22 protein-coding genes and 3 pseudogenes are annotated in these 20,599 nt (G+C 41.1%); 9 read left to right on the plus strand and 16 right to left on the minus strand.

Annotated features, from left to right (window positions below):
- Positions 1 to 77: 77 nt before the first annotated feature.
- Both ABK447_RS11615 and ABK447_RS11620 read right to left on the minus strand, forming a co-directional pair.
- On the minus strand, positions 78 to 899 hold the full coding sequence (locus ABK447_RS11615; RefSeq protein WP_094031734.1) for a poly-gamma-glutamate hydrolase family protein: 822 nt from the start codon (positions 897 to 899) through the stop codon (positions 78 to 80).
- 406 nt (positions 900 to 1,305) lie between these two features.
- The gene (locus ABK447_RS11620; RefSeq protein WP_003154017.1) at positions 1,306 to 1,740 is read right to left on the minus strand and encodes a dUTP diphosphatase; all 435 of its coding nucleotides are present in this window, start codon (positions 1,738 to 1,740) and stop codon (positions 1,306 to 1,308) included.
- A 378-nt stretch (positions 1,741 to 2,118) separates the two neighbouring features.
- Here ABK447_RS11620 and ABK447_RS11625 point away from each other — a divergent pair, with 378 nt between their 5' ends.
- From ABK447_RS11625 to ABK447_RS11645, 5 genes and pseudogenes are all read left to right on the plus strand, one after another.
- The gene (locus ABK447_RS11625) at positions 2,119 to 4,536 is read left to right on the plus strand and encodes a peptidase G2 autoproteolytic cleavage domain-containing protein (protein ID WP_007410336.1); all 2,418 of its coding nucleotides are present in this window, start codon (positions 2,119 to 2,121) and stop codon (positions 4,534 to 4,536) included.
- Positions 4,537 to 4,704: 168 nt separating this feature from the next.
- Positions 4,705 to 4,875 carry a hypothetical protein gene (locus ABK447_RS11630; RefSeq protein ID WP_164463355.1) on the plus strand — a complete coding sequence of 57 codons (171 nt, stop codon included), beginning with the start codon at positions 4,705 to 4,707 and terminating at the stop codon, positions 4,873 to 4,875.
- 281 nt (positions 4,876 to 5,156) lie between these two features.
- A complete protein-coding gene (locus tag ABK447_RS11635; protein ID WP_227749522.1) occupies positions 5,157 to 5,309 on the plus strand; it encodes a hypothetical protein in 153 nt (50 codons plus the stop codon).
- A 33-nt stretch (positions 5,310 to 5,342) separates the two neighbouring features.
- Positions 5,343 to 5,693: pseudogene (locus ABK447_RS11640) on the plus strand (stress protein); the annotation flags it as partial.
- A gap of 779 nt (positions 5,694 to 6,472) precedes the next feature.
- A complete protein-coding gene (locus tag ABK447_RS11645; RefSeq protein WP_003154022.1) occupies positions 6,473 to 6,571 on the plus strand; it encodes a YjcZ family sporulation protein in 99 nt (32 codons plus the stop codon).
- A gap of 164 nt (positions 6,572 to 6,735) precedes the next feature.
- Here ABK447_RS11645 and ABK447_RS11650 read toward each other — a convergent pair whose 3' ends face one another.
- The 3 genes from ABK447_RS11650 to ABK447_RS11660 form a co-directional block, all read right to left on the minus strand.
- On the minus strand, positions 6,736 to 7,356 hold the full coding sequence (locus ABK447_RS11650; RefSeq protein WP_015239922.1) for a lytic polysaccharide monooxygenase: 621 nt from the start codon (positions 7,354 to 7,356) through the stop codon (positions 6,736 to 6,738).
- Between the two features lie 207 nt (positions 7,357 to 7,563).
- A complete protein-coding gene (locus ABK447_RS11655; protein ID WP_012117638.1) occupies positions 7,564 to 8,637 on the minus strand; it encodes an LLM class flavin-dependent oxidoreductase in 1,074 nt (357 codons plus the stop codon).
- A gap of 224 nt (positions 8,638 to 8,861) precedes the next feature.
- The gene (locus ABK447_RS11660) at positions 8,862 to 9,482 is read right to left on the minus strand and encodes a DUF3885 domain-containing protein (RefSeq protein WP_046702322.1); all 621 of its coding nucleotides are present in this window, start codon (positions 9,480 to 9,482) and stop codon (positions 8,862 to 8,864) included.
- Between the two features lie 276 nt (positions 9,483 to 9,758).
- Between ABK447_RS11660 and ABK447_RS11665 the strand changes: the two genes are divergently transcribed.
- Positions 9,759 to 9,995 carry a hypothetical protein gene (locus tag ABK447_RS11665; RefSeq protein ID WP_228842175.1) on the plus strand — a complete coding sequence of 79 codons (237 nt, stop codon included), beginning with the start codon at positions 9,759 to 9,761 and terminating at the stop codon, positions 9,993 to 9,995.
- A 45-nt stretch (positions 9,996 to 10,040) separates the two neighbouring features.
- Here ABK447_RS11665 and ABK447_RS11670 read toward each other — a convergent pair whose 3' ends face one another.
- The 7 genes and pseudogenes from ABK447_RS11670 to ABK447_RS11700 all read right to left on the minus strand — a co-directional run bounded on the left by ABK447_RS11670 (position 10,041) and on the right by ABK447_RS11700 (position 13,961).
- Positions 10,041 to 10,520 carry a DUF4944 domain-containing protein gene (locus ABK447_RS11670; RefSeq protein ID WP_032871562.1) on the minus strand — a complete coding sequence of 160 codons (480 nt, stop codon included), beginning with the start codon at positions 10,518 to 10,520 and terminating at the stop codon, positions 10,041 to 10,043.
- A 129-nt stretch (positions 10,521 to 10,649) separates the two neighbouring features.
- Positions 10,650 to 11,084 (minus strand): DUF3902 family protein, encoded by a 435-nt coding sequence (locus tag ABK447_RS11675; protein ID WP_032866003.1) that lies wholly within the window; start codon positions 11,082 to 11,084, stop codon positions 10,650 to 10,652.
- Positions 11,085 to 11,114: 30 nt separating this feature from the next.
- Positions 11,115 to 11,433, minus strand: a pseudogene (locus ABK447_RS11680) (hypothetical protein).
- Positions 11,434 to 11,647: 214 nt separating this feature from the next.
- Positions 11,648 to 12,190, minus strand: a complete 543-nt coding sequence (locus ABK447_RS11685) for a GNAT family N-acetyltransferase (protein ID WP_046702324.1) — start codon at positions 12,188 to 12,190, stop codon at positions 11,648 to 11,650.
- A 231-nt stretch (positions 12,191 to 12,421) separates the two neighbouring features.
- Positions 12,422 to 13,183, minus strand: a complete 762-nt coding sequence (locus tag ABK447_RS11690) for an N-acetyltransferase (RefSeq protein ID WP_032866005.1) — start codon at positions 13,181 to 13,183, stop codon at positions 12,422 to 12,424.
- A 35-nt stretch (positions 13,184 to 13,218) separates the two neighbouring features.
- Complete coding sequence (locus ABK447_RS11695) at positions 13,219 to 13,635, minus strand: UPF0715 family protein (protein ID WP_032866080.1); 417 nt, start codon at positions 13,633 to 13,635, stop codon at positions 13,219 to 13,221.
- A gap of 182 nt (positions 13,636 to 13,817) precedes the next feature.
- Positions 13,818 to 13,961, minus strand: a complete 144-nt coding sequence (locus tag ABK447_RS11700) for a hypothetical protein (protein ID WP_007611678.1) — start codon at positions 13,959 to 13,961, stop codon at positions 13,818 to 13,820.
- A gap of 297 nt (positions 13,962 to 14,258) precedes the next feature.
- On the opposite strand from ABK447_RS11700, the gene adhP reads away from it, so the two are divergent.
- Entirely contained in the window at positions 14,259 to 15,275 is a 1,017-nt protein-coding gene (gene adhP, locus ABK447_RS11705) for an alcohol dehydrogenase AdhP (protein WP_020955863.1), read from the plus strand.
- A 150-nt stretch (positions 15,276 to 15,425) separates the two neighbouring features.
- On the opposite strand, the pseudogene ABK447_RS11710 reads toward adhP, so the two are convergent.
- Positions 15,426 to 15,678: pseudogene (locus ABK447_RS11710) on the minus strand (DinB family protein); the annotation flags it as partial.
- Between the two features lie 201 nt (positions 15,679 to 15,879).
- Between ABK447_RS11710 and ABK447_RS11715 the strand changes: the two are divergent.
- Positions 15,880 to 16,047, plus strand: a complete 168-nt coding sequence (locus tag ABK447_RS11715) for a hypothetical protein (protein WP_195155831.1) — start codon at positions 15,880 to 15,882, stop codon at positions 16,045 to 16,047.
- Positions 16,048 to 16,095: 48 nt separating this feature from the next.
- Here ABK447_RS11715 and ABK447_RS11720 read toward each other — a convergent pair whose 3' ends face one another.
- Positions 16,096 to 16,281 carry a hypothetical protein gene (locus ABK447_RS11720; protein ID WP_039063147.1) on the minus strand — a complete coding sequence of 62 codons (186 nt, stop codon included), beginning with the start codon at positions 16,279 to 16,281 and terminating at the stop codon, positions 16,096 to 16,098.
- A gap of 812 nt (positions 16,282 to 17,093) precedes the next feature.
- Between ABK447_RS11720 and ABK447_RS11725 the strand changes: the two genes are divergently transcribed.
- The gene (locus ABK447_RS11725; RefSeq protein ID WP_003154037.1) at positions 17,094 to 17,192 is read left to right on the plus strand and encodes a YjcZ family sporulation protein; all 99 of its coding nucleotides are present in this window, start codon (positions 17,094 to 17,096) and stop codon (positions 17,190 to 17,192) included.
- On the opposite strand, the gene ABK447_RS11730 is transcribed toward ABK447_RS11725, so the two are convergent.
- Positions 17,164 to 17,640 (minus strand): hypothetical protein, encoded by a 477-nt coding sequence (locus ABK447_RS11730; protein WP_007410356.1) that lies wholly within the window; start codon positions 17,638 to 17,640, stop codon positions 17,164 to 17,166. The two genes, ABK447_RS11725 and ABK447_RS11730, sit on opposite strands and share 29 nt — an antisense overlap.
- A 328-nt stretch (positions 17,641 to 17,968) precedes the next feature.
- Positions 17,969 to 20,566 (minus strand): phosphoenolpyruvate synthase, encoded by a 2,598-nt coding sequence (gene ppsA / locus ABK447_RS11735; protein ID WP_046702325.1) that lies wholly within the window; start codon positions 20,564 to 20,566, stop codon positions 17,969 to 17,971.
- Positions 20,567 to 20,599 lie beyond the last annotated feature (33 nt).

Genomic DNA, 20,599 nt, shown 5'->3' on the forward strand with positions numbered 1-20,599 from the left:
TATGTATACGATCTTAAGAACTTAAAGTTTCATAAATTTCAAAAGAAAAAGCCCCGCCGACAAAATAGGCGTGCTTATTAATAATTGTCACTGATAAAATCAGAAATCGTTTTTGTGAATTGATAAAAGGTCCCATTTTGTGTGGATGCTCTGCTTTTCAGCGTAAAAGTGTCAAATAGTGATTTTCTGAAGCCGGTGCTCATTTCGATTTGAATACTCAATCCGGATGAAGATTGATTGGCAAGGTTGTTCGGACTGACGCCTGCATATTTATCATTTATGCCAAGAAGAACGGCAGGATACCCGTGCCGTTTCAGCACATCGGTCAAAAGTTCGGCCCGTTCTCTGTCCGTACCGCCGATTTTTATCTTTTTATCGTCACTGCCGTAACCGTGCAATGAAATGACATGAGAGTGCTCTTTCACCATTTGCACGGCCTTAGGTTCATCGAAATGCGAACTTGTCAAATGCAGAGCCGCATTACCGGCTGATTTTAACCCTTCAAATAAATATAAACTCCGGTTTTCAGCAATTTCTCTGGCTAACTCACTGGTCCCCGGCTCTATGCCTCCGCCGTGTATAGCTAATATGAGGACAGAGGGGTCATGCTCTCGCGTTGAAATGGAAAAATCGGAAGGATTTTCATTCAGCTTTAATTCCTCGAAACTGCCGTAAATATCTGAAGCGGCATCAGCCCGAAAGAACGGCAGAAGCAAAAACGGTAAAATTAAAACTAAAATTCCTTTTTTGGTTATTGATGGCATTTGTATGTTTATGTTACAATACAAATGCTTCAGCCTTTGAAGCGAACGGCAGAACAGGGTGACTTTGGACGGTTTCTTCTGCTCTGCCTCTTTGCCAGCTGCTTTACGGTCTATTCTTCTAACCCTTTTTGCCATAACATCATCCTTTCTTTTGTTTACACTTTTGTCACAATATTATATACGTTGGACAAAACCTCCGTTCATCTTGAAGAATAAAAACATCAAAACAACTTCTATCCTTTAACCTAAAAAAGTCTTTCTGTTCAAAGAGACGGAAGGCTTAAATGATAAAAATGAAACCCTTCTCCAGTTTTGGAGGAGAGTGAGGACTGCAGGGAAATCATTTTATCAATATGCTGAGCTGGGCTGGCGTCCGGCTCAAATATTTGCTCCGGCATAGACGGTTACGGAGCGGCCGGTTATTTCGATGTCAAATTCGAACGTGACGTATGATTTCCCAATTCAAGAATCCCCGAAACAAATTGAATGTAACTGCTGTTTCCATAAAAAAAAGACTGCTGTTAAGCAGTCTTTTTTCGTTTTATTTCGTACCTGTTGATCCCAGTCCGCCGCGGTCATTGTTCCCGAGCTTGTCTACTTCGATCAGCTCCACTTCAGGCATTTTCTTCATGATTCTGAATTGGCAGATCCGCTCCCCCTTGGAAATGTCGGTATCCCGAAGCGCGAATGCAGGAAAAAACCAGAAGTCATTGTCGCCTTTATAAGATTCATCAATGACTCCCATTGAATTTGTCTGAATGATACCGAAATGCTTATATGTACTTGAACGCGGAACGACATGGGCCTCATATCCTTCCGGCAGTTCCATCGCAACTCCAAGCGGGATAAGTTTGAATTCACCTTTTTTGATTGTTATATCTTCAGCTGCCCGCAAATCAATCCAATCGCCCTGTTCAATTTTACTGATTCTCGTTTGCGTATCATCTGAATATTTAATTTTGATTTGTAAAGTCATTTTCGCTGCTCCTTTTGCTTCCCTATTTCAGTCGTATTGATGACCAATCCGTGCCCCATTATACCATTTAACTGATAAAAATGTTGATTTTGGTGTATATGCAGCCGAAGAGGAAGCACTGCGAAGCCAATGAGAATAAACCTAAAATGAGGGCCCCTCCTATCAGTTTTTCCTCCATTTTCACATGACAGCTTCAATTACAATAATACAAAGCTTTATATCCGTTCTTTCAACAGAGCTTTTTTAAAATTTCACCTTGGTTTCAAAAGGAATTTCGTTCTGAATAAAGAATTTGAAGAATAAGCGCTTAAAGGGCGCACGACTCTTTTCTGTCCCCTGCCTCAGGCGCTTATATCAAAAGAAAGAGGTGTCTTTAGAATGGTTCAATTTAAAAACTTTCCTGATCCGTCTTTAAACGCCCCATTGCAGTCTCGCCCTGCACAGCCCTCTGAATTGGAGCATCTCAAAGCAAGGATGCAGAATTTTATTAAGCATTCCGCAACGGATGATAATCTTGAGATCGCAGATGCCCGGGTGACGGCGGAAGGAATGGTCACCTCACTTTTAAAAGAACGGCTTGATACCGAATACGAAATGCTTATGAATAAAATCACCCGGGAAGTGAATGTGGAGGACTACGGAGCGGTCCCTGACGGCCGGGACAATACGGAAGCTTTTCGGAGAGCGATCGGGAACGGCCGGGTCAAAGTAAATGTTCCCGCAGGAGAATTTTTGGTTCAAGGGATAAAACTCCCCTCATGGACTACCATTTCCGGTGAGGGACAAGGGATTACCGTGCTTAAGCTTCATGAGGACACTCCCGCATTCGAATGGGTCATTACTAACGATGATTACGAAAATGGAAACCGTAATATTTTTGTGGAAAACATGACTTTAGACTGGAATCCTGATCGTCAATGCGGGGTCAGGAACCCCGGAGGACAGTTTTCCAGCTGTTTAACGTTTGCTAATGTGCAATACGGCTGGATTAAGAATGTTGAAACGGTTAACGCGGGTCTCCATGGTATTGATATTACATCTCCGACTTACGATCATTTGCCTGAAACAGAATGGACGAAAGACGGCTGCCGATATATATGGATTGATAACTGTGTGGCATACGGCGCCGGAGACGACGGCATTACCACCCATTACAGCGAGTATATTTTCATTTCCAACTGCCATTCCGGAAACCCCCGCGGCACAGAGCATGCTGAGGGCAGCGCAAACTCGAACGGCATTGAAATTGACGACGGCTCTAAACATGTATGGCTTTTAAATAACTATACGAGCGGAAATATCCGCGGGATTGAGGTAAAGGCGCACAGCCTGTGGCCGGCTTCTCAAAATGTTCATATTATCGGTCATGTTTCGTATCGTGATGTACGTTCATTTGATATTCGTCATATCGGCCATCATCAGGCCTCAGACCCCGAAAGCACGACGGCTTATGATGTTACTTTAACCGATTGCACCGCGATTGAACCGGTGTTCAATGCTCTCTATGACGGTGTGACCCCGAGGGCGCTGGTCATCTCTGCTTATAAAAACGTTAATGTAAACGGATTCACAGCTATTGGTGATCCCTCATACGACTATGGCGGGAATCCAGTCGTGGCTCTTCAATACCGCAGTCAAAATATTACGATCAACGGCATTAAAATACGCGGCTTTACACAAGCCGGTGTTGACATCAATATATCCGGCGGATCAAATAAAACCGATTATGTTAAAATTTTAAATTTTGATATATACAAGTCATCTCCTAAAGGCATCTCAATCGGCGGAGGCCAATATAACGTAAATATTATGAACGGTACGATGATCGGAGATGGCGGTTCCGTCGGAATTACGTCCCCTAACAGTCAGGCCGTCATTCTCGGGGTGCAAGCGGAAGGTTACAGCGCGGCCGCATCTATAAAAGGACAGACTTATGAGCAGATCCCCGTCAATTTAAAGGGAGGCGCACAGCTCGCGACCAGCTCCGGTTTTGCATTCAACCCGACAAGCGCCGTTATTGCGGGAACAGGCGATATTACGGCCAGAGGTGACAGAAATGCGATCATCAGCTCTTCCGGAGGTTCAAGTTCTGAAGGTTCAAGGGCATTTATCGCCGCTTCAAACAATGTCCATATTACGGGCAGCAAAGTCTCCAGAACGATTCTGTCATCAGAAAGCATTACATTGGAAGAACCATACACGGTTGCCGGAGGGCATCAGTCCATCAAATGGAAACTTGATTCAGCTGGCGGTCACGGTACGTTCGCCGGAGCTGTCACCTCTTCCCTGTCAGGGTACGGAGAATATTTTGAAAGTGTAACCGGCCAGACAATTCCCGCCGGGACGATCGTCACAGTGAAAGGCGAAAAAATTGAATCGGCTCACGTCGGAGATTACATGCTCGGCGTCATTTCAGAAACAGCCGCTTTTATCTCAGGAGCCGCAAGCTTCGGATGGCAAAGCCGCTTTTTGACAAACGAGTTCGGCGGTTTCATTTACGAAAATGTGACTGACGAGGAAACAGGAGAAACGGTACGCGTGCCGAAACAAAACCCAGACTGCAGTCCGGCTCTTGAAGCTGACTATGAAGCACGCGCGGCCAGAGACGAATGGCACATTGTCGGACTCAACGGCCGGCATTACGTACGGGTCGACAGTACGGTCAGCCCGGGAGATTATATCACGGCTCATAACGGAATCGGGACTAAAGCCGCGGAAGGCTGGAAGGTATTGAAACTGACAGCCTTATACAGTTCTGAAAAAGGGTACGGCATTGCAATTGCGGTTATCAAATAGGGTCTCAATATCAGGATCATCTCCTCTCTTTTCTATCGGGCGGGTATGATCCTGTTTTTTATACCGAATGAGATGCCTCTTTTTCAGCATACCGTTTCATTTGTCCAAGCCATCCATGCTTTCTGTCATAGAATACTACCGTCAGATGAAAAAAGGAGGAATATGAGTATGGATATGGGTATGGGAATGGATATGGATATGGATATGAACGGACATTATGATCACCACCACCCAAAACAGCCTAAACAAAAAAAGAAGAAACAAGATAAAAAGCATCTTGATTATGATTACATCGTTGTTTATAAAAGAAAATGCAAAAAATGTAAAAAATGCTGCTAACTTGACATATCAACACTTTTTACACCCGGTAAACTCCGGGTGTTTTTCTTATTATGGCGTTTCTCCGGGCTATTTTCACTTAAAATCCGGTCATCCTATCACAATACATAAAAAGACTCTATTATTTTCTTCCCTTTTCGCCTAATGAAAAGTATTTCATTTACAGAAAACAACACAAATAGAATGACATGACTTTTGAGAAAATCTACTCTTTGCTTGGGCAATTTTTCTGCGATAACATTTGCAACAATTTTTAAAAATTTCCTCAGGAGGTCATAGCCATGAAAATCGCCAGAACGATAGTCGGATCATGCTTAGCTTTATCTCTAACAATTCCTTTCACAGCCAGTGCCTCAGCAGCCAGTCAGTCTGAACACGCAAACGCGCCTCACGTTTCACCCCTTGCAAATCCATTAGAAAGTAAATTATCCTAAACAGCAGACCAAAACGTAAAAGCAGCAGGTGTTGATGCCGGGCTGAACGTAAACGTAGATGTTCTCGGAATTTCAGATCGCATTGCTGAAGCGGTTAAGTCAGATCAAAACCGAACCGGCTGGGTAAAAAATGTCATGGAAACAACATTTTACGCATCAGGACAGAAGTACAACGTCAAGGGGTTCAATTTAAATCAAGAATATGAAGACCGCTTTAACGGCGTTCAGTTTTACGGATCAGCCGTTTATGACGGTATTACTTACGGAATCTGGGTCTTCGAAGACGGGTCCTTCGATAACAAAGGAGACGGGGGCTGGATCAATTGGGCATTCAGAGGGTGGTTCGATCGTGATAATCAGCATATTGAATTCCACAGACCTTAATACGGAGAAAACTTGCGGCAGCGCCCGCAAGTTTTTTTTAACTGGACTGCACATTTTTCACCGTTATAACGACTATACTTGAAGTGCGGGCTCCGATCGCAGCCCCGGTAAAGTCTTTCAAAGTGAGGGTATACCATGTCAAAGTCTTTAAAAATAGTGTTGTGGAGCATATTGATGTTCATCATCTTGTTAGTGATTATCGGAATCGTTTCTTACAATCAAACTCCGTCTGCAGAAAGCACAGCAAAAAAATGCTTTACAGCGTCTAATCCATGTTAAGCCTTCATCGGCTTTTTTTATTTACCGCAGAACACTTGAAGTTCTTCTATTTAGATCGTTAACGTTCCCATTCGGAATGGAGTATACGCGTGTATCATCAGGCAATCCGTTTTGATACATGGTTCCGATTATGCCCTTCGCATCTTTTTTCTCGATTCCCCATCACATTCCCTTTTTTCATGATACTGCTCTTGAAACCAACCAATCATTTCTTCAGCCTGTTCCGTTGAATCAAAAGGTTCCAATCCTAATAGCGTGTTACATTTTCATTTTTTAAAAAACAAGCCAGCTGCGCATCCTCTTCGCAACTTCTCAATGTATGAGCCTACCCGTTTCTATTACAGGAAGCAGTACGATGCCTCCTTTTACTCATTTTAACGGATGGTCATGTAAAGGAAATATAGACTAAAAAAACTTTTTTCAAAAAGTAAACTAGCATCCCTATCAAACTTTTCATTTCGGCATAATATGTATTAATCCTCTTTAGGAGGTGAGATTATATGGGATTCTCAGGTGGTTATGGTAGCTCCTTTGCGTTAATCGTGGTGCTATTCATTTTATTAATCATCGTTGGGGCTTCTTTCCTCGGCGGTTATTAAGAATCCTCTTACCTCCGCATCCATGTCAGCAGCACCTCCATGATCGTACGGCGCCATAAATGAAATGTTTATGGCGCTCTGCTGTTTTTCCCCTTTTCATTCACACATTAAAACTAAAAAGATCGGCCGATGTATCAACATGCAGCCGATCAGTAATTCATAGATTATTGTGTAAGGTTTACATCGATGACGTTATAGAAGGCATTGGAAGTATCCGCAACGTCCCATACCCCTAAAATGACATGATACCCGCTTCGATCAGTCGGCACAAAAATCTTATGAGTCAGATTCGTATCTGCCTTGGAACCGTCGTGGTTTACCGTTCCGATTAATTCGAATTCATCTCTTGACAAAGGTTTATTCGGATTCCAGTTTTTCTTGGTGATATAATAGTGCCACTTTGATGTCGCATGAGGGGCCGTGTAGTACCAAGTAAAGGTGTTAAAACCGCCGCGGATGTTTTGTTTTACCCAATAATCTGCAGTCTGCTTGTCTAAACCGAAGTCAATTTGTCCCGATCCCCCATTTGCAGACGCAATTCTTCCATCCGGCGGACCAGCAGCCGGAAATCCTTTCGGCCCTTCTACAGACTGAGGATTATCAATGACAGAGCCATATTTTTGCGCAGCGGCCGTCCAGCCCAATGTTTGTTTCTCTAATGCTCCCATGTACGCTCTGCTGACGGGCTCTTTTATATACCCGTGCGCAGATGCACCACTTGAATAGAAAGCGCCTCCAATACCAAGAGTAACAGTTAAAACTGCAGCTTTGACTAAACCCTTCATTACTGCATCATCCTCCCTCTTTTGTTAATAAAAACCTTTCAGTGTATACACTTCACGATAGAGGATGAAATGACCTTCCTTTTCTTGATAGGAAAAAGCAATGAGGTTGGCGCTTTTCCCTTTGTTTTTTATAATCATAAAGAAAAAGCCGGGCCGATTCTGTTGTCGAATCCGCGATTGACCGGCCCGCCCCTTTTGCTCAGAACTTCATTCGCTGGATTTGCCGGTTTCTTTTCGGATAACCGGTGCTACTTCCGCTGCTAATCGTTCGATGTTTTCCGCGGCTTTTTTAAACGGCATACCTCCTATATCGATTTGCGCGAGAAATCGCTGATGTCCGAATAACTCGTATTGATGCATGATTTTTTCAATGATCTGCTGTGAGCTTCCCACAAATAAAGCTGTTTCTTTTCCGGACGCCCGCTCAAAATCTTCCTTCGTTAAAGGCTCATCGATCCCGTGATATGAATGAACGTGAGACCAGTAATTTGAATGATACGGATAAAATTCTTGTATTGCCTGTTCATTCGTTTTTGAAATGAACATATGTCCGGTTACGGCAACCTTCACATTTTCCGGAGGATGACCGGCTTTAGAAGCCGCTTCCCGGTATTTGTCAACAAGCGGCTTAGATGACATCGGATCACCGCTCAGTACAGCTAATGCCAACCCCGCACCTGCACGCCCGGCCCGTTCTGCGCTTTCCGGAGTCCCCGAAACACCTAACCATAGCGGAATGCTTCCGCGAAAAGGCCGAGGAGAAATTTCTGCCTCGCGCAGCGGCGGCCGGTAACGTCCTTTCCAGGTAACCGATTCTTCCCCGGAATTTAATTTTAAAAAAAGGTCAATGTGTTCTTCAAACAGTTCTTTATAATGGCCTACGTCATAACCGAAAAGAGGAAACGAGTCTAAAAATGCGCCCCGTCCCGCAATGATTTCCGCCCGGCCGTCTGAAATCAGATCAAGCGTTGCAAAATCCTCAAATAAACGGACGGGATCTGCGGTGGATAATACAGTCGTGGCACTGGTCAGCTTAATATTTTCAGTGATCTGTGAAATCGCTGATAAGATGGCCGGCGGCGAAGATACCGCATAATCAAGACGATGATGCTCGCCTACACCGAATACATCAAGCCCTGCGTCGTCAGCCAGTTTCGCCAGCTTCATCAATTCATCTATCCGCTGCTTTGCGCTGACTGTTTTCCCTGTCAGAGGATCGGGATATAATTCTGCAAATGAATAAATTCCAATTTCCATACAATCACGGTGTTCAGCCCTCACATTTCTCTCCTCCTGCACTGAGTAAAAAAGCTTTTATGTTATTCTATTCAGCCGTTTTACAAATAGGAATTCGTTCAAAATAAATACAGAAGCTTAACATGCAGAAGGTCGGTATGAGAGAAAAAAAGTTTCTGGCGTCCTTCAATTCTGCTCATTATACTCATGCAGCCGGACTAGGCAAGAACAAAGCCGGCACAAGCGGATTCGAATTCATGTGTTCATTTTCAGTCCAATTCAATCCAATCGTAATATTGATCATAAAGCTTTCGTATTCTTCCGGCATCAAGAGCAATGACTTCACACCCTCTGTCATCATACAGAAAGAAAATAATATCTTTTGTCATATTCACAAAGAAAACATCGGGATACCCAACGGAACAGCCCCCGAACCTTGGCTTCAGCGGAAAATCTTCGTGGACGGCTGCCTTAAGTAATTGGGGGATACGCAGATCTTTCCGTTTACATAATAAAGAAAACTGCTGCATTTCATATTCTTCTTCGACCGGGCATGGACAGGTCTTCACTTGAATCCGATATAAGTCATCCTTACACTTCAGAAACGGCTGATAAACCTTTAATTTTCTCGCGTGATTACCTTGAGTTTTGTGCTTATACACGTTGGCAACAAGGAACATGTCATCGCTATGTTCAAACATCTCATTGAAAAATGCGGCGGTTTGATGATGAACAAGCTGAAAATACTCAAGATTCAAAGCACCGCTTTCATTAAATTGATACATATTGCCGCCGAGAGAAAAATGAATTCCCACGTCCCATTGATGATAAATGCCGGGCACTAATTTTAAAGTCGGAAACCTTTCCTTCAGATAATCATTTATTTTCATTCAAACATCTCACTTTCCTTTTCCCGCTCCAGAGGCAGAAGAAGCCGAAAACATTCCGCTTATGTCTTTTTCACCCTTGTAATATTATTCCGATTGGAATACAATGAAATGGAACACTGTGAACCCCATTGATCAGGGTGGATGCTGGTCACATTCATCCTGATCCTTTCTTTTACACAAGATCGCCCCAACTTTGAACCCCTCCGTTTCCAACCCTATTCATTGATATTACATATATTTCAATGGTATTATTTTCTTATACATAAGCATCAAGAGGTGTCCGCTTTGAACAACATCAGAAGATTGAGAGAATATTTCCGGTCTCACCGTAAAATAGGTCTGGCTGCAGACTTGCTTACGGCTGTATTGCTTATCTCATTATCCATTCTTTTTTACGGATGCCGGCAGGGAGCTGTCAATGGTTTCTTTATGTATGTCTTAGTAAGTAATTTTATCGGCTCCAATGCCTCTTTTATCGACTTCAGCACATCGAGGAAAAACAGTCAAAAATAAAGGCTCTGGTCAAAAAGAGGGTTATACCGCCCTCTTTTTATTCTTTCAGTCATACCAATGCGTTCTTTTCAGGTTGAATTTTTCTGAATAGGACTCATGATCGGTTTTCCATGCTGCTTCAACAGTGATTTCATGACCGATTACTTCATGTTCCGGCATATATTCAAACGTTTGAATATGGTCTTCTCCCGTTCCGCCGCCTTCTAATTTCTCTCCGGTGTATTCTGAAAGATGATAGTCTTTATCTTCACCATATTTCCGGCCGTCAACAAACAATGTTAATCTCTTAATCACCGTGTTCTTTTCATTCACTTTATTACCTCTGTAATACAAATTCAAGAAATAGTTAGGGCCGATAGAGGTCTTGCCTGATTTTTCGATTGACGCTTCCCACGTCTTGCTTTGGCTATAGCCGATATATTTAACTTTTTCTCCTGAAATTAAAGAAAACAGTGCAAATCCGGCTGCTATTATGAGAACAGTGATAATAACCAGCAATTTTTTAATGACTTTACGTTTTTTCATGACATCCCGCCTTTATCATTTAGAACGTATGAATATTAGAATTGTTACATTTAATTTGAAAGAATAATAAAAAGGGATTCTAATTCCAGGAATAAAAAAAATACTAAGAAGATCATATTCCCCTTAGCTTCACATCCCAGACTGCCATGCAATAATGATAAAAGTCGTCCAAAAAGTTGTGACTAAAATAAGCATAACGGTTACAATCATTAAAATGAGACAACTTATTGTTAGAATTGAGTCTTTGTTTTTGTTAAGAATCAGAGTAACCATTGATCCTGCAGCAAATAGATACGACAAAACCGCACCGACCCAATACCACAGCATAGAGTCATTGCTCCAGTAAGCCATTGACTGCATATAAATACTGAATATAAATCCTGACAATGCTAATAGAAACGAAACTAAATTTGATTTCAAGTTAGAGTTCCTTTCTTCATAAGTTTTATTTTTAGGAACGGTCATACATCTGATAACACCTTTTATGCGATATGCTTCGCCGCTTTGTCTGCATATTTTAATTCTTATTTCGTTTTTAAATAAGTTTACGAAAAAAGAAATCATATAAAGTTCACCTGAAACGCCGATTTAAAATTAAATAGATGTTTTATAAGCGTTAATTGCTTGATTTCTCAAAAGCATATTTATCATTCGCAACCATTCCAAGATTGTATGCTTGTTTGATGATATCCAGCACTTGATTATCAGTTTCAGTTACAACTCGTCCACCAGTTATTCTGGATTTCCAATAATCAAACTGGTGATTTCATTCTGAACAGCTTTTAACATTTTGAGTATCAACCACTTTTCCATTCTCGAGCGCATCTTTAAATTCATCAAAATGAATTGAACATTGCTGATTCGAATTACTTCCCGCTCCTTCTGTCGCTAAACTGCAAAATGTCCATCCCATTCATCCTCTCTCCAATTTTACAACGTTGCTATAATGAATTTCATGTTTTCCCCAACCTTCAAGCTTAATCTTTTTGATCGTTACTAATCTAAGTACTTTTTTCAATTCCATAATCCATTGGTATGATCGGTAACCTAATGAACTTAAATACAAAAAAACCTGCTTTCAGCAAGGTTTTTTCGACAAAGGGGAGGTTATTTCCCCACAAATTCTATTAACTATGTTTTTGTTTTAACCATTCTTTCTTTAGCAATGCGTATTGGTAAGTGTTTTCATATTTAGGTGTTCCATCCTCGTGTGCAGTAAATGAAATAAATTCAAGAAAATAACCTTCTTTACGCATTCCTAATCTTTCACATAATTTTTGTGACCTGCAGTTATCATCTTCAACATATGCATAAAGCCTTCTTGCTTCTTTTTGCATAAAGAGATACTCAAAGAAAGCCTTCGCACTTTCACTTGCGTATCCCTTCCCTTCAAAACGGGCATTGAAATTCCAACAAACAGAATAGGTATCTGGCTCTTCTTTTAAATAAAATAGTTCTCCGACCAGATCATTACTGTCTTTTAAACAAACTGCAATATAAGAGTCATCTCGGCTTCTTTTTTGAACGTTTACGGCAGCTTCTTCTAACGTAGACATTCTGTCATCAAGAAAGCAATTCACTCTCGGATGTGCAGAATATTCCAACAGACCTTGCGCATCTCTCTCGGTAAAATTTCTTAAAATTAAGCGAAGGGTTTCAATTTTTTGCATTTGCAGTCTCCTGTTTCATTGTTATCGATCTTTGAAAAGAACTTCTTCAACAGATCTTATTCGTTTGTTGAAGAACTTATCTCAATCTATTTTTACTATAATGATGGACGTTATCATCTTTGTCAAAAACAATAATCATTCATTTGGCGCCCGCATGTAAAGTACTGAACAATTTTCGTGAAAAACCCTCAGTATCGAATATAGAAACGAGCAATAGTAATTAAAACAAAGTTAAGCCATTAAAAGCTTATTGAGTATTTTTTCAAACTTATTCACGCTCATCATCTCATGAGTGAGAAATGTCCCGTTATAAAACACGCTGAAAGTCGTCCAAACTGCCGGGGATTTTTGCGCCATATCTTTTGACGTTATTCGCCGGGCCTGAAAATGAAGTCCTTTCTTTTCAGTCAGTTCCTTTAAATCCTTTAACAATCCGACTGCAAATGGGCATTGGGCTGTATAAAATATTGTGATTCCCTCATTATTAACGGAATTACTTTTCACCTGTTTTTTAAATACAGGAGGATATGCATGTTTATTCCACGTCAGTGACATCAACTGAAAATAGGGTTCTGCTTCATCTTGCACAGCAAATCCCATATGTTCAAAGAAATGCTTATCACTTAAATAAGGGAGTTTTTTCTTCCCCACTATATGAACTATCCCATCCATACCGCGGGATTTTGCATCTGACACACATTTTTCTAACAAGTGTTTCGCATGTCCGTTATTCTTATATTTACCTGAGACCCAAAGACAATTAATAAACATAAAATGAGGTGCGCTTACCGGAACCCACGCTTCTTCTGCAGGTAAATATTCAATAAAAACTTTTGCCCGTTCGTTTAGGCGATAGAACACCAAGCCATCAATCATCCGATCTTTGAGCCAGCTCTTCTTTTCATTTACCGCATCCTCATATTGTTTCGCACCTAATGCACAGCAAATATGATTGTCATTAATATTGTCCCTAGTCAACTCAATGTATTCCATTTTTCCTCACCCGCTTTCTTTTGGAAACATCAGCTTTACTTGCAGTGAACATTGTAATTTCTCAGAAATATAGAGTCCCAGAACCAATATATGAACGCAGCAACAATGCTCATTATGTAATAAATGAAACTTCTGAAAACTGTGAAATCAATTGACGGATTATCTATGTGCCAGAACAAGAACACGGCTAAAAAAGCGACTGCTGTATAAATGAAAAGATGAACCAAACTAAACTTTTTAGGCTTCTTTCTTAGCCATAGTTGCACAGGAACAGCAAACAAAAAGTAAGTAATAAATGCATAAAAAGCAATGATAACTACAGTAACCAATGCAAATGGCACAAAACCCGAGTATACAAACATATATAGCCCGAAGATCAAACCATACGACAAACTTGAAAAAGCCAATGTGTAAGTATAGCTTTGACTTTTGCTCCAAGACGCTGCTTCCATATAGTTCACCTGCTTTTTATAAAAATACATTTTTCATTTTTTTCCTATTGTTTAAAATCAGTATATATCCATCACTTTAAAAGATCTATGTTTTTTTGGCAGATCATCAATTCACTATCTTAATATCCAGAAATTTTATTGCCATTAAAAAAGGTCAAGGAAATACCTTGACTGTGTATCGCTCACCAATCTGCATCCGGCTCATCGTGTTCGAATCCGTAAAAGCCTTTAATCCACACATCTCCGCAGCCGGCTCCTTTTGTGATCAATAAGTAATGATTTCTGTTTGCATCACCATTCACCTTATCAGCCGCGCTCAAGTTCAAATGATTACCCGTGAAATTCTTTTCACTAAGGGGAAAATCATATCCTGCCAGTGTAATTCTCTGCAGTGCAATTCAAATATCGGCAGAAAGATTACGACCACAAATTCAAAGCATTCTGTGCATTTGGAGACTACCCCCCCCATTTAAACACCATTCGGATGACAAATGCATAGCTCCCTCAACTTTTGTAGAGACACTTGTCCGCAAAAAAATGTAAGGGTTTTCAAAAGGAGAGCAGTGTGCTAAATTGTAAGATAAGTAAAAATTTTCTGCTAATGTTCGAAAGGGGTGCATGATTTGAAAGCAGTAGTAGCAACAAAAGACAAAAGTATAGCGATCGTACAAAAAGAATTACGTCCTTTACGACATGGTGAAGCCAAAGTTAAGATGGAATACTGTGGTGTATGTCATACTGACTTGCATGTTAAAAATGCTGATTTCGGGGATGTTACTGGCGTCACTCTAGGTCATGAGGGAATAGGCATTGTAACTGAGATCGGTGAAGGTGTAACAAGTTTGAAAAAGGGCGACCGCGTCTCTATTGCCTGGATGTTTGAAAGCTGCGGCTGCTGTGAATATTGCCTAACTGGCCGTGAAACCTTGTGCCGCGATGTAAAAAATGCCGGCTATACAGTTGACGGCGCAATGGCTGAAGAAGCAATCGTAGCGGTTGATTATGCAATAAAGGTGCCGGAAAATTTAGATCCTGCAGCAGCAAGCAGCATTACTTGTGCAGGTGTAACAACTTATAAAGCCGTTAAAGTCAGTGAAATTAAGCCAGGTCAATGGATCGGTGTATTTGGAGTCGGCGGTTTAGGCAACTTGGCTGTTCAATATGCAAAAAATGTCTTTAACGCTAAAGTGATTGCGTTCGACATTAGCGACGAAAAATTGAATTTTGCTAAGAGCTTAGGCGCTGACGCGGTTGTAAACAGTTTAAACGAAGACCCCGTCGCTAAAGCAAAAGAAGTGACTAACGATTTAGGGCTTGATGCTGTGGTCATCACGGCTGTCTCTAAAACCCCTTTCAATCAAGCGATTGATGTTGTAAAAGCAGGAGCCCGCGTAGTCGCTGTCGGTTTACCGGTGGACAAAATGGATTTAGATATTCCCCGTCTCGTGTTAGATGGAATTCAGGTTGTAGGTTCATTAGTAGGTACCAGAGAAGACCTGAAGGAAGCTTTTCAATTTGCTGCAGACGGTAAAGTTGTACCTAAAGTGACAAAACGCCCGATTGAAGATGTGAATGATATTTTTGAAGAAATGGAGCAAGGTAAAGTGACCGGCCGCATGGTTATCGATTTTACTTCCTAATCATTAAGGCTGCCGGGAATGATACGGCAGCCTTTGATCTCGATTCTTGCTCGGCGCCCCACCCAAACTGAATGAGACTTTGTCATTTAGTTCAGAAAAGAAGCTCTACAGATCATTCGGCGGTTATGCATTTTGCAAGTACTCTCTGAACTAATCCTGATACCAATATAATGCAAGGTCATTCATTGCCGAAGCGTAGCCCTGCTGTCTTAACATAGTTGTTATGCTGCCCCGATGATAAGTTCCGTGATTGGCAACATGGAATAAAATTTCTGAGTAAGCAGTTTCTCTGTAACCTAACCAAGGGTTATTTAAGTTCATTTTTTTGTTCTACATCTGTTTGGCTATTCATCCATTCTTCAAACTGTGAAGCCAGTTCTTCATAAGACGCCGCAAATTCATCTGATATTCAATAAAACGGCTGTTGAACCTTTGCTTATGTATACAGCTTCATCTTCACAGGCCCAATTTAATCTACATAATAGTTCACTGAATCTCTCAACAATTTTAGATAAACATCTTCTTTTTATAGAGATGTTCGTTCAATCGACATCCTTGTGATATTTATGGTAAAATTTATAGAAACAAAGGAGTGTTGTTACATATGAGTCTTATCATTTTAGCATCCATGCTTTTATGGGGTGCAGTGATCCACGAGCTAAACAAACCTTCAAAAAAGCAAAGTAAACGAAAAATGATTTCTTTGGTATCCCTCAGTTCTTTATCTACTTTAATCATCACAATTTCGCTTTTTTCTAATTTAATTGGTTGATATTTGTTATGAGGAAACCCGCCAGAGGTTCCTCATAACACTAAAAACCTACTCACTGCACTTTTTACAGCAGACCTTATCAGAGTGTTTGCTTAACACTTTATCCATTCTCCCCACAGGCATCTTCTTCTCACTCGGAAGTGTAAGAGAAGCTGTTATCTCATCCCCTGATTTTAATGTTTTTCCGCAGATAGAGCATTTTAACTCAGTATTAAAGAAATTTTTTAATCCCATTCATAAGCCTCCTTATTTACCTTTATAAAGTAATACGTTAATGCTTTATAAAAGTTTCAGGTTAAAGAAATACTCCTTGCCTGGGAATATACTTCGTTTCAGTTGATCCGCAGCCGCCCCGGCATCGTTATACCCTCGCTCAATCAGGAAGCTTCTTCCTTATATCCTCTACGACATTAAATGCGGGGAAAACGTTCATTCAAGAATTCAGCGTTAACCAAAAAGGAGAATACATCCTGAAATATGATAGCGGCACCGGTGATAGTGTCGATGGCTTCTTTAGATCTGTTGAGATCTAAATTCCGTTAGGAAAGTCGGCAGTTTTGCCGACTTTCTTTTACAAGCATTCTGCAGGAATAAACGTAAAGTTTCGAATAAACATATGACCTTTTTGAAACGGAAACTTTATCTGCACCACAAACCCGCAAGCAGCCTCCTTGTATCGTACCTTCCGTCCCTTTGTGATTTGTTTTGATTTGTCGTATACTGCGCTTGCCCGGGAAATGATGAATATTTTCGTTAACTATAATTTCCCTGTACCTCTTCGTATGTGGCTCTGCATGATGAAGTAACTTCATGGCTCACCACTTTCATACACAGTTTTATTGCATGTTTAGCCATATCCCTCCTCTTTAAACAGCAAACCGTCCCATCCATTTCTCTCTTTCAGTTAACCTCCCATTATTTTATTGTTTTAGAAGCTCTTCATTTTAGACATAACATTCATTTTTTCTTATTTAGACTTAAATCTATGTCGAATTTTATCGTCCGGCATATTATGTACTATCCTAACAACAGGAGGTGGCAATAATATGGGGAACTACGGTGGAAATTATGGCGGAAGCTCTTTCGTATTGATCGTTGTGCTGTTCATTTTGTTAATCATTGTAGGTGCTGCATTCCTTTTCTAGCACATTGACGATTTATATTCGTCTCCCAAACATTGCATCCCTTAGTTCGGACAGACGCCATAAGAAGTTTTATGGCGTTTTTACTTTTTAAAAAAACCAATCTGAGATAAACATTTTTTATTTTTACTCTGGTAAGCGGGAGAGTTTCCTCCCCTGCCTGCGCCAATATTGCCGCTATGAAGAATGAGGCGAACAATCCAAAAGGCGTTGTGATCCATTCTTTAAAAACGATTCCGAAAATCAACAATTCGCAAGCAGTTCCATATAAAATAGCTAAACCAGTGATTGCCCATTGGCTAATATTCTTATCGCCTAAACAATCTGATACATATCCAGTCCAACCGCTCATCATGTTTGATGATGGGCCCGTTGTATCTTCTGCAGACTTTTCTCTTTCAAAGACACTAGACTTATCTTCATCTTTAACGCCATTAACCCAAAATGTCATTTTGTTTTGAATAAAGACTTGTTCATGAACATAGCCCCTAAATAGTTGTTATTAATTCATCAGGATTACAAATGTTGTGAACTTAAAAAGGATATTACTCACCTCCTTTATAAAATTGTCATTCGTTAGATTTAGTCACTGAATCTTTTTTGTTGTTTGGTATCTTAGCGGCCTTCCACACTCATTTAAAAAGGGTCCGCCCACAAAATACGGTGTTCACACATTAAGTCATTTTCACATAAAAAAAACCGGATTCCTCCTCTAAGAGGTTCCGGCTTTTCTTAGTAAAATGCGGGAAATATCTGGTGACGTGCTGCACACCCCGCTATTATAATATTTCAATAGAGCCTTCTGTTCCATGAACGCGTATTCGCTGCCCATCTTTTATCAATTGGGTTGCATTTTCAACTCCGACAACTGCAGGTAAGCCGTATTCACGCGCGATAACCGCTCCGTGGGTCATCAGTCCGCCAACTTCAGTGACCAGGCCTTTTATGGATACAAACAATGGTGTCCAGCTGGGATCAGTATAGGAGGTAACTAATATATCCCCATCTTCCAAATCGGCATCTTCCATGTTTAAAATAACCCGTGCCCGCCCCTCTATGACTCCCGAGGAAACGGGCAGCCCTGCAATCGCTCCGGCCGGGAGATTTTCTCGTTTGTACTCGCCTGTAACGATTTCACCGTCAGATGTGATAACACGCGGCGGAGATAGTTTTTCATATACTTGGTACTCGCCTTTTCGTGTGCTGATGATTTGGTAATCCAATTTATGTGTGCGTACGACTTCCTGAAGTTCTTCAAAAGTGAGATAGTATATGTCCTCTTTTTCATGAATAACGCCCGCTTTTGCGAGTTGTTCGGCTTCTTTCAGTAAAGCCTGCTTATAAACGAAGTAGCGGCTGATCATGCCGTATTTTGGATATTCTCTGAACCCGCTGAAGTTCCGGATGATGCGGATCATTCGTTTAGTTTCTTTGGCTTTTTGTTCACCATCCGGTAATTGCTTCAATCGGTCTAATAACTCTTGTTCTTTCTTCAACGCCTCCCGCCGCCCTTGCTCAAATTTCCGCTGGCTGGCATTTGGCTCAAAGTTTTTGAGATTATTAAGAATCATAGGGACAAGTGCAGTTGGTTTTTCGCTCCATCGAGTTCTTGTCATATCAATTTCTCCGGCACATCGCATTCCGTACTTGTTGAGATAAGCATAGATAGCGTCACGGGTTTCCCGCCCGCCTTCAAACGTCACCAGCCCATCCAAAAAGTGATCATCTTTTACATTCTCTAAATAGGCAATTACTTCTGGATAAGGGCGGATCACATCGGCGACGTCCAATAGCGCAAGCCCCATTTCTGAAGTAATATTATGGGGTACAGATTGAGAAAGCGTATCTGCTGCGTTTTTTTCACCTAACCACTCGTTCATTTTTTCGTTAATCCATGATGAAGCATCCATTGCAGTTCGAATCAACACCGAACTTTTTGGGTTAAATAGAATCTTCTTTAATTCCTTGATATCTTCCAAAATAAAACGAAATAAATCAGATCCTGATTTCGTCTGGATGTTTTGTTTTAACTCTTCTATCGATGCTTGACTGCTCTTAATCAAATCAGAAACAATTGCCGGATCGTTTTCAGCTTGTTCCGGCATATCTGCATTGCCTTTGCCGGGAATCGGTGCCGTTTTATCAGGTATCGGCTTAATGAAATCATCTCGCTCTATTATGGTCATAAGTGCGTCTTTTAAGAGCGGATCGTGCTGCCCCATGCCTTTTAAGAAAACTTCTCTGACATTAGGGGATGCCAGTTGATGTGTGACATCAACGAATAGCCTTCCGCCGGCTTTACGCATGGGTGCAGCAGTCGTCAACAGAAAAAAAGACAATCCAAGGGGTTTTATGGGATCCGTCATCATTTGCTGATGACCAACAGAGATATAGACGTGATTTTCTTGATCGTTCGCTTCAGGAACGGGGTATAACGTTGTGATCGGACGACTTTGAACAATATAAAAAGTATCGCGGTCCAAACACCATTCGATATCTTGCGGCTGGCCGAAATGAGCTTCGATCTGTCTCCCGATACGTGCCAGCTGTAAAATTTGTTCATCAGTCAGTGTTTGAATCTTTTGCTGATCAAGAGCGATTTCCTGTGTTTCTGTTCCGCCTTCTTTTCGTCCATAGATAGCCAATTTTTTAGTTTCTATTCTCTTATCGACGATTTGCCCGTCCTGTACTTTATAACAATCGGCAGAGACTAAGCCGGAGACCAGTGCTTCACCAAGTCCAAAACCGGCATCGATGGACAGCAGCTTTCGGTTTCCGGTCATCGGATCAGCGGTAAATAAAATTCCCGAAGCCTGAGGGAACACCATCCTTTGGATGATAACGGATAAATAAACTTGTCTGTGATCAAATCCATTTTGCATACGGTAAATGACCGCGCGATCCGTAAATAGGGACGCCCAACATTTACTGATATGCTGCAAGATCGTATCTAAGCCGGTAATATTTAAATAGGTGTCTTGTTGACCGGCAAAAGAGGCATGTGGTAAATCCTCAGCTGTCGCACTGGAACGTACGGCATAGGCATGTTCTTCGCCAAACCGGGAGAGATGGCAAGCAACTGCTTTGACTACATCTGAAGGAATTTCTGCTTCCATAATGGTTTGCCGGATTTTTTTGCTGACTTCACCAATTTGATCCCGATTCTCCGCTTTCAGCATGGTCAGTTGAACCAACAGCGCTTGTAACGTTTCGTTTTGTTCAATGGCTTTTTGATATCCTGCGGTTGTGACACAAAATCCTTCCGGTACTTGTATTCCTTGAATTTTTGATAATTCCCCTAAATGTAACCCTTTTCCTCCAACGAGCAAAGGCTGTGTTTTTTCAATTTCGTGAATGCCGAGAACCAAAGAACTCATTCTATATCTCCCCTTCAAAAAAATTTGACAAGA

The organism is Bacillus sp. hwrm1 (genome assembly GCF_040207805.1).
GTDB classification, from domain to species: domain Bacteria; phylum Bacillota; class Bacilli; order Bacillales; family Bacillaceae; genus Bacillus; species Bacillus velezensis.

Coding starts and splice junctions, on each gene's coding strand:
- ABK447_RS11615 (WP_094031734.1), bottom strand. CDS start 899: ATGGCAAAAAGGGTTAGAAGAATAGACCGTAAAGCAGCTGGCAAAGAG.
- ABK447_RS11620 (WP_003154017.1), bottom strand. CDS start 1,740: ATGACTTTACAAATCAAAATTAAATATTCAGATGATACGCAAACGAGA.
- ABK447_RS11625 (WP_007410336.1), top strand. CDS start 2,119: ATGGTTCAATTTAAAAACTTTCCTGATCCGTCTTTAAACGCCCCATTG.
- ABK447_RS11630 (WP_164463355.1), top strand. CDS start 4,705: ATGGATATGGGTATGGGAATGGATATGGATATGGATATGAACGGACAT.
- ABK447_RS11635 (WP_227749522.1), top strand. CDS start 5,157: ATGAAAATCGCCAGAACGATAGTCGGATCATGCTTAGCTTTATCTCTA.
- ABK447_RS11645 (WP_003154022.1), top strand. CDS start 6,473: ATGGGATTCTCAGGTGGTTATGGTAGCTCCTTTGCGTTAATCGTGGTG.
- ABK447_RS11650 (WP_015239922.1), bottom strand. CDS start 7,356: ATGAAGGGTTTAGTCAAAGCTGCAGTTTTAACTGTTACTCTTGGTATT.
- ABK447_RS11660 (WP_046702322.1), bottom strand. CDS start 9,482: ATGAAAATAAATGATTATCTGAAGGAAAGGTTTCCGACTTTAAAATTA.
- ABK447_RS11670 (WP_032871562.1), bottom strand. CDS start 10,520: ATGAAAAAACGTAAAGTCATTAAAAAATTGCTGGTTATTATCACTGTT.
- ABK447_RS11675 (WP_032866003.1), bottom strand. CDS start 11,084: ATGATTTCTTTTTTCGTAAACTTATTTAAAAACGAAATAAGAATTAAA.
- ABK447_RS11685 (WP_046702324.1), bottom strand. CDS start 12,190: ATGCAAAAAATTGAAACCCTTCGCTTAATTTTAAGAAATTTTACCGAG.
- ABK447_RS11690 (WP_032866005.1), bottom strand. CDS start 13,183: ATGGAATACATTGAGTTGACTAGGGACAATATTAATGACAATCATATT.
- ABK447_RS11695 (WP_032866080.1), bottom strand. CDS start 13,635: ATGGAAGCAGCGTCTTGGAGCAAAAGTCAAAGCTATACTTACACATTG.
- ABK447_RS11715 (WP_195155831.1), top strand. CDS start 15,880: ATGAGTCTTATCATTTTAGCATCCATGCTTTTATGGGGTGCAGTGATC.
- ABK447_RS11720 (WP_039063147.1), bottom strand. CDS start 16,281: ATGGGATTAAAAAATTTCTTTAATACTGAGTTAAAATGCTCTATCTGC.
- ABK447_RS11725 (WP_003154037.1), top strand. CDS start 17,094: ATGGGGAACTACGGTGGAAATTATGGCGGAAGCTCTTTCGTATTGATC.
- ABK447_RS11730 (WP_007410356.1), bottom strand. CDS start 17,640: ATGACATTTTGGGTTAATGGCGTTAAAGATGAAGATAAGTCTAGTGTC.
- ppsA (WP_046702325.1), bottom strand. CDS start 20,566: ATGAGTTCTTTGGTTCTCGGCATTCACGAAATTGAAAAAACACAGCCT.